At 45.0% G+C, this 14,601-nt stretch carries 9 protein-coding genes, 1 rRNA gene and 2 riboswitches; all 10 genes read left to right on the top strand.

Going from position 1 to position 14,601, the window contains the following annotated elements; genetic code table 11:
• Positions 1 to 226 precede the first annotated feature (226 nt).
• Complete coding sequence (locus AM506_RS21020; RefSeq protein ID WP_060675008.1) at positions 227 to 1,696, top strand: nicotinate phosphoribosyltransferase; 1,470 nt, start codon at positions 227 to 229, stop codon at positions 1,694 to 1,696.
• 70 nt (positions 1,697 to 1,766) lie between these two features.
• Positions 1,767 to 2,594 (top strand): ammonia-dependent NAD(+) synthetase, encoded by an 828-nt coding sequence (gene nadE / locus AM506_RS21015; RefSeq protein WP_060675006.1) that lies wholly within the window; start codon positions 1,767 to 1,769, stop codon positions 2,592 to 2,594.
• Between the two features lie 227 nt (positions 2,595 to 2,821).
• On the top strand, positions 2,822 to 3,778 hold the full coding sequence (locus AM506_RS21010) for an AAA family ATPase (RefSeq protein ID WP_060675004.1): 957 nt from the start codon (positions 2,822 to 2,824) through the stop codon (positions 3,776 to 3,778).
• A gap of 102 nt (positions 3,779 to 3,880) precedes the next feature.
• Complete coding sequence (locus AM506_RS21005) at positions 3,881 to 4,996, top strand: DUF58 domain-containing protein (RefSeq protein WP_235576170.1); 1,116 nt, start codon at positions 3,881 to 3,883, stop codon at positions 4,994 to 4,996.
• A complete protein-coding gene (locus AM506_RS21000) occupies positions 4,993 to 7,197 on the top strand; it encodes a transglutaminase TgpA family protein (protein WP_060675000.1) in 2,205 nt (734 codons plus the stop codon). The genes AM506_RS21005 and AM506_RS21000 overlap by 4 nt, the downstream gene beginning before the upstream one ends.
• A 39-nt stretch (positions 7,198 to 7,236) precedes the next feature.
• Positions 7,237 to 7,338: riboswitch (purine riboswitch) on the top strand.
• Between the two features lie 128 nt (positions 7,339 to 7,466).
• The gene (gene guaA, locus AM506_RS20995) at positions 7,467 to 9,020 is read left to right on the top strand and encodes a glutamine-hydrolyzing GMP synthase (protein WP_060674998.1); all 1,554 of its coding nucleotides are present in this window, start codon (positions 7,467 to 7,469) and stop codon (positions 9,018 to 9,020) included.
• 177 nt (positions 9,021 to 9,197) lie between these two features.
• Positions 9,198 to 9,299: riboswitch (purine riboswitch) on the top strand.
• Positions 9,300 to 9,408: 109 nt separating this feature from the next.
• A complete protein-coding gene (locus AM506_RS20990; protein WP_060674996.1) occupies positions 9,409 to 10,743 on the top strand; it encodes an NCS2 family permease in 1,335 nt (444 codons plus the stop codon).
• A 213-nt stretch (positions 10,744 to 10,956) separates the two neighbouring features.
• A complete protein-coding gene (gene glcT, locus AM506_RS20985) occupies positions 10,957 to 11,799 on the top strand; it encodes a glucose PTS transporter transcription antiterminator GlcT (RefSeq protein WP_060674994.1) in 843 nt (280 codons plus the stop codon).
• Between the two features lie 179 nt (positions 11,800 to 11,978).
• Positions 11,979 to 14,048 (top strand): glucose-specific PTS transporter subunit IIBC, encoded by a 2,070-nt coding sequence (gene ptsG / locus AM506_RS20980; RefSeq protein ID WP_060674992.1) that lies wholly within the window; start codon positions 11,979 to 11,981, stop codon positions 14,046 to 14,048.
• 402 nt (positions 14,049 to 14,450) lie between these two features.
• A 16S ribosomal RNA gene (locus AM506_RS20975) occupies positions 14,451 to 14,601 on the top strand; the annotation flags it as partial.

Here is a 14,601-nt window from a genome sequence, read left to right as displayed (position 1 = left end):
GGACATGTCCGGATGGCCTTACCAATTTCATAAGAAAGATTTCATTATCTTAATTAGAGAGTCATAGTTAAAATTAATCAAACGTTTGTTAATCCAACTGTACAAAAATTCAGCTCTATCTCCACCCTCCCAACCCTAATCATTCGATATCCCAACCAATATTGGTTAAAATAGAAAAGACTCAATCATGTTCAACAATTGGCTATAGCTTAAAGGAGAGAAATACATGACGAACTATGCAGATGATAGTTTAGCGTTGCATACAGATTTGTATCAGATAAATATGACGAAGGCGTATTGGGATGATGATTTCCATAATCGAAAGGCTGTTTTTGAAGTGTTCTTTCGAAAGCTGCCTTTTGGCAATGGATATGCGGTATTTGCCGGGCTCCAACGGATCATTGATTATGTGAAAAAGTTTCATTTCTCGGAGAGTGATATCGAGTACCTGCGGGAGTTGGGGTATGAGGAGGCATTTCTGGAATATTTGGCGGAGCTTCGATTCACCGGGACGATCCGTTCCATGCAGGAAGGGGAGGTTGCGTTCGGGAATGTTCCTCTTGTCAGGGTTGAGGCGCCTCTTGCTCAGGCTCAGTTACTGGAGACGGCGATCTTGAACATTGTGAACTACCAGACGTTGATTGCGACAAAGGCGAACCGGATCAAGCAGGTGGTGCAGGATGAAGTCGTCATGGAGTTCGGGACTAGACGTGCTCATGAGCTGGATGCAGCCATTTGGGGAACACGGGCAGCTTACATCGGAGGCTTTGATGCGACGAGCAATGTCCGGGCCGGGAAGTTATTCGGCATGCCGGTTTCCGGAACCCACGCCCATGCCATGGTCCAGGCTTACCGCGATGAGTATCAGGCGTTCCATAAGTATGCGGAGAGCCATAAGGATTGCGTGTTCTTAGTCGATACGTATGACACACTGAAGTCCGGTGTCCCGACGGCGATCAGGGTAGCGAAAGAGCTTGGCGATAAAATAAACTTCAAGGGAATCCGTCTGGATAGTGGAGATATGGCGTATCAATCGAAGATCGCCCGTAAGATGCTTGATGATGCAGGATTTACGGATACGAAGATCATTGCCTCCAATGATCTGGACGAGTATACGATCCTGAACTTAAAGGCTCAAGGCGCACAGATTGATGTATGGGGTGTCGGGACGAAGCTCATCACAGCTTACGATCAGCCTGCTTTAGGTGCCGTGTATAAGCTTGTGTCCATTGAAAATGAATCTGGTGAAATGGAAGACACGATCAAAATTTCGAGTAATGCTGAGAAAGTTTCAACTCCCGGGATGAAAAGGGTTTACCGCATCGTCAATACGGTTAATCATAAATCAGAGGGCGAATATATTGCCCTGGAGCATGAGCACCCGGAAAGTCAGGAACGATTGAAAATGTTCCATCCCGTCCATACGTATATCAGTAAGTTCGTCACGAATTTCGAAGCGAGGGAACTTCATGTGGAGGTATTCAAAAACGGTGAGCTTGTATATGATACGCCTCCATTGGAGGACATGAGAAGTTTCGTGAATGAAAACCTTGAATTGTTGTGGGATGAATATAAGCGTTCCATGAACCCGGAAGAGTACCCTGTGGATTTAAGTGAAGAGTGCTGGAACAATAAGATGGACCTGATTCATCGTGTAAAAGCCGAAGTAAAAGAAAAACAAAGCGAAAACTGGTAAGTATGCCTGTGATTGGGTAAGATAAAAGGTATAACTTGATGTAACAAAACCTAACATGGAGTGTGAAAACATGGATTCTCTTCAAAAACAAATCGTAGAAGAAATGATGGTCTCCCCGGAAATCAATCCGCAGGAAGAAATCCGTCGCAGCGTCGACTTTATGAAGGCTTACTTGAAGAAGCATTCGTTTATGAAAAGTCTGGTCCTTGGAATTTCAGGAGGTCAGGATTCCACATTGCTAGGAAAGCTGGCTCAGATGGCCATCGATGAAATGAATCAGGAATCAGGATCCTCGGATTATGCTTTCTATGCCGTCAGACTTCCTTACGGGGAACAGGGAGATGCCCAGGACGCCATTGATGCCGTGGAATTCATCAACCCGAGCGTATCGATGACGGTCAATGTGCAACCCGCAGTCGATGCCAGCGTAGAAACGTTGAAGAAGAACGGTATTGAGCTTTCAGACTTTGTCAAAGGAAACGAAAAGGCACGTGAACGGATGAAGGTGCAATTCGCCATTGCCGCCATGAAGGACGGCGTGGTGCTCGGTACAGATCACTCTGCTGAAGCAGTCACCGGCTTCTACACGAAATACGGTGATGGAGCGGCAGATCTCGTCCCCCTCTTCCGCCTGAACAAGCGTCAAGGGAGAATGCTTTTGATCGAGCTTGGCTGTCCGGAACACTTATACAATAAGAAACCGACAGCGGACCTGGAGGAAGATCGTCCACAGCTGTCGGATGAAGAAGCCCTTGGTGTCACATACGATCAGCTGGATGACTACCTTGAGGGGAAAGAAGTACCCGCTGAAGCCAGGAAAACCATTGAAGGTCATTACCTGAAAACACAACATAAACGTCATCTGCCGGTCACGGTATTTGATGATTTTTGGAAATAGTCAAGTGGAAGAGCCGATTCTCGTATAATGGAGAACCGGCTTTTTTAATTGAATGGAAGCAAGATGCCGCTACGAAAATCGGAACGGTCAATCACTTCGAAGACCTTCGTATCCTACCAATTCCCCAAAAATTATCTACCAATTTCCCATTTTATAGAGGATTTTCGACTTTTTAAACGAAAGTAGTAATAGTTAAAGATGAGTTTGAATCATTCAGGAGGGGTACGATGTCACATGAACTGGTGAATCCGAAGTTGCAAAGTATCATTGATAATATAGAGAAAGTCATGATCGGGAAGAGAAAGGTAGCGGAACTGAGCATCGTTTCCCTGCTTGCCGGAGGACATGTTTTGCTTGAAGACGTTCCGGGTGTAGGGAAGACGATGATGGTCCGTGCATTGGCGAAGTCTGTAGGAGCGAGCTTTAAACGAATTCAGTTTACGCCGGACTTACTGCCTTCTGATGTGATCGGAGTATCGATTTATAACCCGAAAGAGATGGAGTTTAATTTCAGACCTGGACCGATCATGGGGAACATCATTCTTGCGGATGAAATCAACCGTACATCACCGAAGACACAGTCCGCTTTACTTGAAGGAATGGAAGAAAGCAGCGTTACAATTGACGGGATGACCCGGAAGCTTGATAAGCCTTTCTTCGTTATGGCGACCCAGAATCCGATTGAATATGAAGGGACCTATCCGCTTCCGGAAGCCCAGCTTGACCGTTTCCTTCTAAAGATGAAGATGGGATATCCTGAACCCGAGGAAGAGATGGAGGTTCTTCACCGCGCCCAGCGGACTCCGCCGATCGATGAATTGGAACCTGTTATGACCCTTGAGGAGTTGAGATATATCCAAGGGGATGTCAAGGAAGTATTGGTGGATGACACCATTAAGAAATACATTGTGGAGATTGCGAACCGTACGAGGATACATGCGAATGTGTATCTGGGTGCGAGCCCCCGTGGATCGATTGCCTTGATGAAGGCTTGTCAGGCCTATGCCTATTTAAGGGGAAGGGATTATGTAGTTCCCGACGATGTTCAGTTCCTGGCACCTTTCGTGTTTTCTCACCGGATCATTATGAAGTCGGAAGCGAGATACGAAGGGATTACCCCTGAAGAAGTGGTGGAGAGAGTCATGGCGCGAATACCTGTCCCGGTACAAAGGCTTGTGAGATAGATGAAGACGAAACTTCAATTTCTTAAACCGCTTGGGAAGTTTTTGCTCCTTCTTATTTTGATGGGCGTGACTTTTTCGTATGCGATGTTCCAAGGTGGATTTGTGAGCTGGTTTTTGTTCTACAGTTTTTTGCCGTTTTCCCTTTATTCGGTTTGTGTGTTCTTATATCCGTTATCAGAGTTTTACGTGGAGCGGAGTTTTGAATCTGCTGAGTACAAGGCCGGGGACGAATTGAAGGTTACGATCACCCTGGCCCGGAAGCTGCCATTTCCTCTGTTTTATTTGGTGTTGGAGGATGTGGTGACGGATTCTGTCTTTCATCAGACCGGTTTTCAAAAGGCGAAAGCGATGATTCACCCCGGGTTCAGAAAACGAATCAAACTGACCTATTACATCGATGAGCTTCCCCGTGGAGAACATATTTTTTCTAAAGTAAGGTTTAAAACAGGTGATTTCTTTGGTGTTTTTGAAAAGGAAGCGACGGTGGATTGCGTCGACAGGCTCCTTGTTTATCCGTCGATCGTGGATGTCCCTTATCGACCGCTTGAGAATCGATATGACCAGGGGATGACGACTTCGAGCGTGAAGATCCAAAAGGATACGACGATGGCAACAGGTATCCGTGAGTATCAACCTGGTGACCGCTTCTCGTGGATTCATTGGAAGACCTTTGCCAGGACCAATGAGCTAATGACGAAGGAGTTTGAAGAACGCCAGTCCCATGACGTCCTCATTGTACTCGACAGGGAGCCCTCACAAGCGTTTGAAGCGATGGTGACCTTTACGGCATCGATGATCAGGTCCATCGTCAAAAAAGGGGCTCAGGTCGGCCTAGTGTCAATTGGTGGAGATCATGTGTCATTTCCCATCAGGGGAGGAGAAGAGCACTTGAGTCAGCTGAATTATCACTTGGCGAAAGTGAGGCAGGACAGCCCGTTTGCTTTAGGGAAAGTCCTGCAGGGAGCGGGATTGAACTATTCTCAGTCAGCGGCGGTACTATTCGTGACCTCATCCGTTTCAAAAAAAATGATTATGAGCGTAAATGAGTATGCGAAGCGGAACAGCTCTGTTGTCATCTTTTTGGTGAAGAAGACAGGAGATGCGTATACGGCAGAAGAGAAATCGTTGAAAGCCTATGCCTCCTCGCGCGGCATTCGATTGCAGGTATGCTTTGAAGGCGACTTCTCCTCGGTATTTCTGGAGGTGAAACGGGCATGAGGCAAGAAACAGCGAATTCCTATTTCAAGATCGTGACGTATTTCTTTGGATTTCTACTTTTATGGGAGTGGTTAAAACCACTTAAGGTTGTGACGGACACAGCGAGTCTGACCTATTTCATTGTCTTTATTGCCCTGGCACTCGCCCTGTCTTATTTCCGGATTCATTATGCGATCACGGCATCTGTGAAAATTCTTTTTATTTTGTACAGTCTGCATGGGTTGTACTACAAGGGATCTTTTTTCTCTCCCAAGTGGTTCAAGGAATTCAGTCAGGATTTATGGGAGAATCTCGGACTGACCCTCGGGCGGGAATGGCCCAGTTTGTCTTTTGAGTATAGAAGCCTGTTGTTCTTTGTGCTTCTGTGGCTGATGACGTACTTGATCCATTACTGGTTATCCGTTCGAAAAACGATTCTTCTGTTTTATGTGATGACGGTCACTTATGTTTGTTTGATTGATACTTTCACGGTATATGAAGGGGATAAATCGATTATTCGGGTCGTCATTTTCGGCTTTCTTCTCATGGGATTACTGGCCCTTGAAAGGCTGGTGCAAAGAGAGAAGCTCCTTGGTTCCAAGATGAGCCGCCATCGCTGGATCGTTCCGTTGACGGTGATGCTCGTGATCAGTTCGGTTGTTGCTTTTGCAGCACCTAAAGCAGACCCCATCTGGCCGGATCCTGTCCCGTATCTTCAATCCTTTTCTGAGGGTGCCGGTGGAACTGGTGTCAACAAGATTGGCTACGATACGGATGATACTAAGCTTGGGGGTCCTTTTGTCGGTGATCCCACAGTCATTTTCAATGCGGAGGTGACACGGGAGCATTACTGGAAAATTGAATCGAAGGATTTATATACGGGGAAAGGATGGGAGCAGTCCATTTCTGACGGTCAGCAGGATCCTCTCACATTTGATTCGGGGAAAAAGGTGCCGATCCCTTCACCGGAATCGGATGAAGAGCGGGACCCGGAAAGTGAGAAGGTCATGGTCGAGCGTACCTATTCCCATGTCGCTTATCCTTACGGGGTAGAAGTGATCAACGGGAATGAAAATGGGTATTTCAGCTTCAATCCTATAGATGAAAAAGTGACGAGTTATAAAGAACCCGATGAAACGGTTAAGCTTGACGAGTACGAGCTGTCCTACCGCTCCCCATCTTATTCACAGAAAAAGATGAAGGCGGCCAATGAAGAACAGGAAATCATGCAGGTGCCTGAATTCGTCGATCGTTACACCCAGCTGCCCGATACGACTCCTCAACGAGTCAAGGACCTGGCCGTTGAGATCACCTCGGAAGAAGATAATTGGTATGACAAAGTAAGGGCAATCGAGCAATATTTTTCAAAGGAAGCGTATGTATACGATCAGTTCGACGTACCCGTTCCTGAAGAAGAACAGGATTACGTGGATCAGTTCCTGTTTGAAACGCAGCGCGGATACTGTGATAATTTCTCTACCTCCATGGTGGTCCTGGTCCGCTCACTCGGGATCCCGGCGAGATGGGCCAAAGGCTATACAGAAGGGGAATACAGCAGGCAGGTCGATTCGACTTATAAACTCTACGAGGTATCGAACAATAATGCCCACTCATGGGTAGAAGTATTCTTTCCGGAAGTGGGCTGGGTTCCGTTTGAACCTACTGTCGGTTTCAGCAACAATGTTTCTTATCAGTATGACCTTGATATACCTGATTCAGATACTGACGAAGTCCCTATACCGGAGCAGAAAGAAACACCGAAAAAACCACTGCAGCCTGAGGAAGATCCTGCGTCTTCAGATGATGGATACTCTCTATCCAGTCTGTGGGATGACATCACGTCATTCATTGTGGATAATTGGGGCAAGATCGTGATGGGAACCATTCTATTGATCATCATTGCGATTTCATTATATCTTGTGAGGAGAAGATGGATGCCTTATGTCCTGATTTTCTATTACCGCAGGAAGTCATCAGGGGATGTGTTCTCCGAAGCCTATCTGTCCCTCATGAAACAATTGGAAAGATACGGATTGAAAATGGATGACGGTCAGACTTTACGGGGGTACTCAAGGTACATCGATTCCTTCTTCGGTACCCGTGAAATGACCAGTCTGACCAATAATTATGAACGTGTATTATACGGACAGAAGCCTACATCAGAAGATTGGATGAAGATGAGAGAATTATGGGAAAATTTAATTAAAAGGACAACCGGTTGACCCGGTTGATTACAAAGTATAAAATGATGTCAAATTCAAATAGCGTTCGTTAGCATCCTTCGTATATCCTCGATAATACGGTTCGAAAGTATCTACCCGGTCACCTTAAATGACTGGACTATGAAGGCAGTGTTCTTAGTTGACATCCGTGTATGCAAAAAACTAGAATTCTGCCTTTTTTTAAGGCGAAGTCTAGTTTTTTTTATATTTTTTTGGAATGCTAACAACAATAGATGGTAGTAGGTAAATAAACTGAAGAGGTGAACTGAATGCTTGGTAAAGAAGAATTGCACAATCAGGAAATGATCGTCGTTTTAGACTTTGGAAGTCAGTACAATCAATTAATCACGCGAAGAATCCGTGAGTTTGGTGTTTATAGTGAGCTCCACCCGCATACAGTTACCCTTGAAGAAATCCAGGAAATGAATCCAACAGGGATCATTTTCTCCGGCGGACCGAACAGTGTGTACGGTGAAGATTCATTCCGCTGCGATGAGCGCATCTTTGATCTGGATATTCCGATTCTGGGGATCTGCTATGGCATGCAGCTTATGACGATGCATTTTGGCGGAAAAGTGGAACGCGCAAAGCACCGTGAGTACGGGAAAGCAGCCATCAACATCGAGAAGCAGTCAAAATTATTCTCGAATCTTCCCGAAGAGCAAGTCGTATGGATGAGTCACGGGGATCTTGTAGTCGAAGCTCCTGCAGGATTCGATGTGAACGCAATAAATCCTTCTTGCCCGATCGCTTCTATGAGTAACGAGGAAAAAGGATTATATGCAGTACAATTCCATCCTGAAGTACGACACTCAGAACACGGAAACGAAATGCTGAAGAACTTCGTATTTGAAGTGTGTGGGTGCACAGGCGACTGGTCCATGGAGAACTTCATTGAAATGGAAATGGACAAGATCCGTCAAACCGTAGGGGACAAAAAGGTCCTTTGCGCATTAAGCGGCGGGGTCGATTCATCTGTAGTGGCCGTCTTGATCCATAAAGCGATCGGTGATCAACTGACATGTATCTTCGTCGATCACGGACTTCTTCGTAAAGGCGAGGCGGACAGTGTAATGAAGACATTCGCTGACGGCTTTAACATGAACGTGATTAAAGTGGATGCCCAGGATCGTTTCTTGAATAAATTAAAAGGTGTATCCGACCCTGAGCAAAAACGTAAAATCATCGGGAATGAATTCATTTACGTGTTCGATGATGAAGCAACGAAGCTTAAAGGCATCGAATACCTTGCTCAAGGTACGTTATATACAGACATCATTGAAAGCGGTACGGCGACTGCACAAACGATCAAGTCCCATCATAATGTCGGCGGGCTTCCTGAAGATATGCAGTTCACCCTGATTGAACCGCTTAACACATTATTCAAAGATGAAGTGCGTGCATTAGGTTCTGAACTTGGTATTCCGGATGAAATCGTTTGGCGCCAACCATTCCCGGGACCCGGTCTTGGTATCCGAGTGCTTGGTGAAATTTCCGAACAGAAGCTTGAAATCGTCCGTGAGTCTGATTACATCCTCCGTGAAGAAATCAAAAAGGCTGGACTTGACCGTGACATCTGGCAATACTTCACTGTTCTTCCGGACGTCCGAAGTGTCGGTGTCATGGGTGACGCAAGAACCTATGACTACACAATCGGAATCCGTGCCGTCACTTCCATTGATGGGATGACGTCCGACTGGGCGCGTATTCCATGGGAAGTACTTGAGAAAATTTCTACACGCATCGTGAATGAAGTCGATCATATCAACCGCGTGGTGTATGATGTGACGAGTAAGCCACCTGCAACAATTGAGTGGGAATAATAAACTAGGATAAATAACTGACAGGTTTCTTCCGGATCGAATCTATTCGACAAACGGAAGGATTCCTGTCGTTTTTTGTATTAAACGAACATTATAATAAAATATATATAATAATGTTCGTATTTTGTGTTGACGGACTGAAATCACGTTGGTACAATAGTACTGTAATCATAACAAAACATAATAAAAGTATTACGTCGTATAATTTCGGGAATAAGGCCCGAGCGTTTCTACCAAGCTACCGTAAATGGCTTGACTACGAGGTGATGGATGATAGGACCGTATTTATCGTTCCTTATTGATCTTGATCTTAACAGTCAAAGCCTTGAACTCTGGTAGTTCGAGGTTTTTTTATTTTCTACGGCGACTCTATAGGAGGAGTACAAGAATGAAGAATTTCTTTCAGTTTGACCAGTTAGGAACGAATTATAAAAGGGAGATCATTGGGGGATTGACCACATTCCTATCGATGGCGTATATCTTAATCGTTAATCCGCTCACATTGACACTTCAATCTGTGCCCGATCTTCCGGACAACATGAGAATGGATTACGGTGCAGTGTTCGTGGCAACAGCATTGGCTGCGGCCATCGGGTCGTTGATCATGGGATTGATCGCCAAGTATCCGATCGCTCTCGCACCAGGGATGGGCTTGAATGCCTTTTTCGCTTATACAGTCGTTTTAACGATGGGCGTACCTTGGCAATCTGCTTTAACGGGAGTATTGATTTCGGGACTGATATTCATTGCCCTGACACTGTCGGGCATCCGCGAAAAAATCATTAACTCGATCCCGGCTGAATTGAAATATGCCGTCGGTGCGGGGATCGGATTATTCATTACCTTCATCGGCTTTCAAAATGCAGGTATCATCGTAAACAATGATGCAGTATTAGTCGGACTTGGAGATTTAACGAAGGGAACCACGTTGCTCGCTATTTTCGGTATCATCATCACGGTGATCCTGATGACAAAAGGTGTTAAAGGCGGGATTTTCATCGGGATGGTCGTAACGGCCGTCGTGGGAATGATCGCAGGCTTGATCGATACACCGGAAAGAGTGGTGGACGCGGCACCAAGCCTTGCTCCGACATTCGGGGCAGCGCTGGAACCATTATTCAATGACGCAGGCAGTATCTTCACGATCCAGATGCTTGTGGTCATCCTGACGTTCTTATTCGTCGATTTCTTTGATACAGCCGGTACCCTCGTAGCGGTAGCCAATCAGGCAGGCTTGATGAAAGAGAACAAATTACCGCGTGCAGGAAAAGCGTTATTCGCAGATTCTTGTGCAACGGTAGTCGGAGCCATCTTAGGAACATCTACAACGACGTCTTATATCGAATCGTCTGCTGGGGTTGCTGCAGGAGCGAGGACGGGTTTCGCATCTGTCGTAACCGCGATCCTGTTCGTCCTTTCGATTTTCTTCTTCCCGTTACTTGCCGTCATCACATCGGCTGTGACGGCACCGGCCCTTATCATTGTCGGGGTGCTCATGGTATCATCATTAGGTGAAATCGACTGGAAGAAATTCGAAGTAGCTGTACCGGCATTCCTGACCATTGTCGCCATGCCGCTAACGTACAGCATTGCAACAGGTATCGCCATTGGGTTCATTTTCTACCCGATCACGATGATCATGAAAGGTCGCGCGAAAGAAATCCATCCAATCATGTATTTCCTGTTTGTGATCTTTGTACTGTACTTTATCTTCCTCGTATAAGAATAGACCATAATCAGAAGCTGATCTCCCGCAGATCAGCTTCTTTTTGGTTTTTATCGGAGAAAGTGTAGAAAATAAATAAAGGAAATAGCGACAAAGGTAGAGAAAGTAGTACTAAGGTAAGAAGTATCAATTGAAAAAAGGGTCAGTTTTCGTTAGAATCATGGAATCGGGTAGTGTCGAAAATGGTCGAATATATAGGGAGAATTGAGTATGTCTACTTTAAATGTAAAAAAGGTCTTAAATAACAACGTATTGATTGCCGTTCACGAGAGCTACGGAGAAGTCGTGCTGATCGGGAAAGGGATAGGATTCAACCGGAAAAAGGGTGATCCCATCCAAAATGATATTGCCGAAAAAATGTTTGTCCTAAAAGGGGAAAAAGAACAGGAGCAGTACAAAAACCTTCTTCCTTTTTTAAATGAAGATATGTCAAACGTCATTATCTCCGCCATCGAATTGATCAGGGAAAGAACCAATTCTTTCCTTAACGAGCATATCCATATCGCCCTTACAGACCATATTCTATTTGCGATTAACCGATTGATGAGAGGGATGGAGATCCGGAATCCGTTTCTGGTGGAAACAAGAACCTTGTATCCCTTTGAATATGAAATAGCCAAAGAAGTCGTCGGAATGATCAATGAGATGACCGATGTCCATTTGCCGGAAGGGGAAGTGGGATTCATTGCCCTTCATATTCACAGCGCCATGATGAACAAGGATCTTTCCGAAGTGAACCAGCATTCTCAGTTGATCAGCCGTCTGATAGGGATGATTGAACAACAGCTGGACGTTGAAATCAATAAAGAGAGCGTCGATTATATGAGGCTCATCCGTCATATCCGTTATACGATTGAACGGGTTTTACGGGGAGAAAGAGTAGAAGAACCAGAAAAAATTGCAAAACTGTTGAAAGAAGAATATCCGGTCTGCTATAATCTATCATGGAAGCTGATTAAGATGATGCAGCAAACATTGCAAAAGCCCGTGTACGATGCAGAGGCAGTATACCTCACGATGCATCTTCAACGGATTCAAAATAAAGTGAATTAATGTACTTATCTTTCTTACGTGTTACTGATTCGATCAGGCATGAGTGAAGAAGATAATTGAAACGTGTATTTTGGGGTAGTCTATCCATATACGTTCATTATCCTCTTTTCTCATGCCTTTTTTGTTTGGCGCAATCATCTAATTAGTCGAAAATGAAAAATTAAAGGGAGGAAACTCACATGTTTAAAAAGGCTTTTGGTGTACTACAAAAAGTCGGTAAAGCATTAATGCTTCCAGTTGCGATCTTACCAGCAGCAGGACTTTTACTAGCGTTTGGTAATGCCCTTCAAAATCCAACGCTTCTAGACATTGCCCCATTCCTTAATAACGGCGGCGTTGAAACCGTTGCCAGCGTAATGGAACAAGCGGGTGGAATTATCTTCGGAAACTTGGCACTGCTCTTCGCAGTCGGTGTCGCCATCGGTCTCGCCGGTGGAGAAGGGGTGGCCGGTTTAGCGGCTATCGTTGGTTTCCTGATCATGAACGTAACGATGGGTACTGTTGAAGGGTTAGGTATTCCTGATGTGACGGGTGATAACGTAGATCCGGCATTTGCCCTGGTTCTCGGTATCCCAACCTTACAAACAGGTGTATTCGGCGGTATCATCGTCGGTATCCTGGCGGCGTCCATGTACAATCGTTTCTACCAAATTGAACTTCCTTCATACTTAGGGTTCTTCGCAGGTAAACGATTTGTTCCAATTGCTACAGCGGCATCTTCCGTTGTATTAGGATTATTGATGTTATTAATTTGGCCACCGATCCAAGATGGTCTAAACACATTCTCAAACTTTATGCTCGGTGAAAACAGAGCACTTGCAGCATTTGTATTCGGTGTAATCGAACGTTCACTTATTCCATTTGGACTACACCACATTTTCTATGCTCCATTCTGGTTCGAATTCGGTTCTTACACTTCTGCAGCGGGAGACGTTGTGCGTGGGGACCAGGCAATCTTTATGAAACAAATTCAAGATGGTGTACAAGACCTTACAGCCGGTACATTCATGACAGGTAAATTCCCATTCATGATGTTCGGACTTCCAGCAGCGGCATTAGCGATCTACCATGAAGCGAAGCCGGAACGTAAAGCCGTTGTAGGTGGAATCATGGCGTCTGCTGCCTTGACTTCATTCTTGACAGGTATCACAGAACCAATCGAATTCTCATTCTTATTCGTGGCTCCAGTACTATTTGGGATTCACACAATCTTTGCCGGTCTTTCATTCCTTACCATGCATCTATTAGATGTTAAAATCGGTATGACTTTCTCCGGTGGATTAATTGACTACGTACTATTTGGATTAATCAATCCGCAAACGAATGCCTGGATCGTCATCCCGGTAGGTATCGTGTTTGCTTTCATCTACTACTTCGGATTCCGTTTCGCTATCCGCAAGTTCAACCTCATGACTCCTGGTCGTGAAGACGTGGATGAAGATGAAGATGACGCTCCGGCAAGTTCAGCTGGCGATCTTCCATACAACATCCTTGACGCGATGGGTGGACAAGAAAACATCGCTCACTTAGATGCATGTATCACTCGTCTGCGTGTATCCGTCAATGACGTGAAACAAGTAGATAAAAACCGTCTGAAAAAACTGGGTGCTTCAGGTGTACTTGAAGTGGGAGATAACATCCAAGCGATCTTCGGACCGAAGTCAGATACGATCAAATCACAAATGCAAGACATCATCCGTGGGAAAGCTCCACGCAGAGTAGAAACAAATGCAAATGAAGAAGTAGAACAGCAAATTGAAGAAGTAAATCCGGAGGCTCTTCAAACTGAACGAAACAACGAAAAGTTTGTAGCTCCGATCACAGGTGAGATCAAAGACATCACAGAGGTTCCTGACCAGGTATTCTCAGGTAAAATGATGGGTGACGGTTTCGCGATCGTACCCACAGAAGGAACAATCGTTTCTCCTATCACAGGTAAAGTCGTGAATGTATTCCCGACAAAGCATGCCATCGGACTTGAGTCCAAAGCAGGCCGTGAAGTCCTGATCCACGTTGGAATCGACACAGTGAAACTGGAAGGTAAAGGATTCGAAGCGTTAGTAAAAGAAGGGGACCAGGTAGAAGCCGGTCAACCATTACTAGAAGTGGATCTTGACTACATCAAAGCAAACGCGCCTTCCATCATGACACCGATTGTGTTTACGAACCTGAAAGAAGGTCAACAAGTGACAATCGAGAAGTCTGGTAAAGTGAACCGTAACGACGAAAACGTAATTAAGATCGACTAATGATCATATAAAAAACCGGCTCACCTTCCATCGCGGAGGGTGAGCCGGTTTTGTTTTTGTTCATACTATAGAAGAAAGAGGATGGTTATAATCGAACGATGATTAATTCATATTAGGAAGGTTTGAAAGTTTTTGAAATAAATCTATCAAATCTATTGACGAATATCTAATAGATTGATATACTTTAAAAACCGTCGCAAGAGAGCAGCGGGTTACATAACAACATTCAGCGAGATCATAAAACGTTTCAAAAAAAGTTGTTGACAAACACACTGCAATCTTGATATGATGGTCAAGTCGCTTCRAGAGAAGCACTTACACATTGAACCTTGAAAACTGAACAAAACAAGACAATACGTCAACGTTAATTCTAGATTTATTTTTAAAGAGCTATTCAAACTTTTATCGGAGAGTTTGATCCTGGCTCAGGACGAACGCTGGCGGCGTGCCTAATACATGCAAGTCGAGCGGATTGATGGGAGCTTGCTCCCTGATATCAGCGGCGGACGGGTGAGTAACACGTGGGTAACCTGCCTGTAAGACTGGGATAACT

Source organism: Rossellomorea vietnamensis (assembly GCF_001305855.1).
Lineage (GTDB): Bacteria > Bacillota > Bacilli > Bacillales > Bacillaceae_B > Rossellomorea > Rossellomorea vietnamensis_A.
This window is presented reverse-complemented; position numbering and strand designations above follow the sequence as displayed.

Coding starts and splice junctions, on each gene's coding strand:
- AM506_RS21020 (WP_060675008.1), top strand. CDS start 227: ATGACGAACTATGCAGATGATAGTTTAGCGTTGCATACAGATTTGTAT.
- nadE (WP_060675006.1), top strand. CDS start 1,767: ATGGATTCTCTTCAAAAACAAATCGTAGAAGAAATGATGGTCTCCCCG.
- AM506_RS21010 (WP_060675004.1), top strand. CDS start 2,822: ATGTCACATGAACTGGTGAATCCGAAGTTGCAAAGTATCATTGATAAT.
- AM506_RS21000 (WP_060675000.1), top strand. CDS start 4,993: ATGAGGCAAGAAACAGCGAATTCCTATTTCAAGATCGTGACGTATTTC.
- guaA (WP_060674998.1), top strand. CDS start 7,467: ATGCTTGGTAAAGAAGAATTGCACAATCAGGAAATGATCGTCGTTTTA.
- AM506_RS20990 (WP_060674996.1), top strand. CDS start 9,409: ATGAAGAATTTCTTTCAGTTTGACCAGTTAGGAACGAATTATAAAAGG.
- glcT (WP_060674994.1), top strand. CDS start 10,957: ATGTCTACTTTAAATGTAAAAAAGGTCTTAAATAACAACGTATTGATT.
- ptsG (WP_060674992.1), top strand. CDS start 11,979: ATGTTTAAAAAGGCTTTTGGTGTACTACAAAAAGTCGGTAAAGCATTA.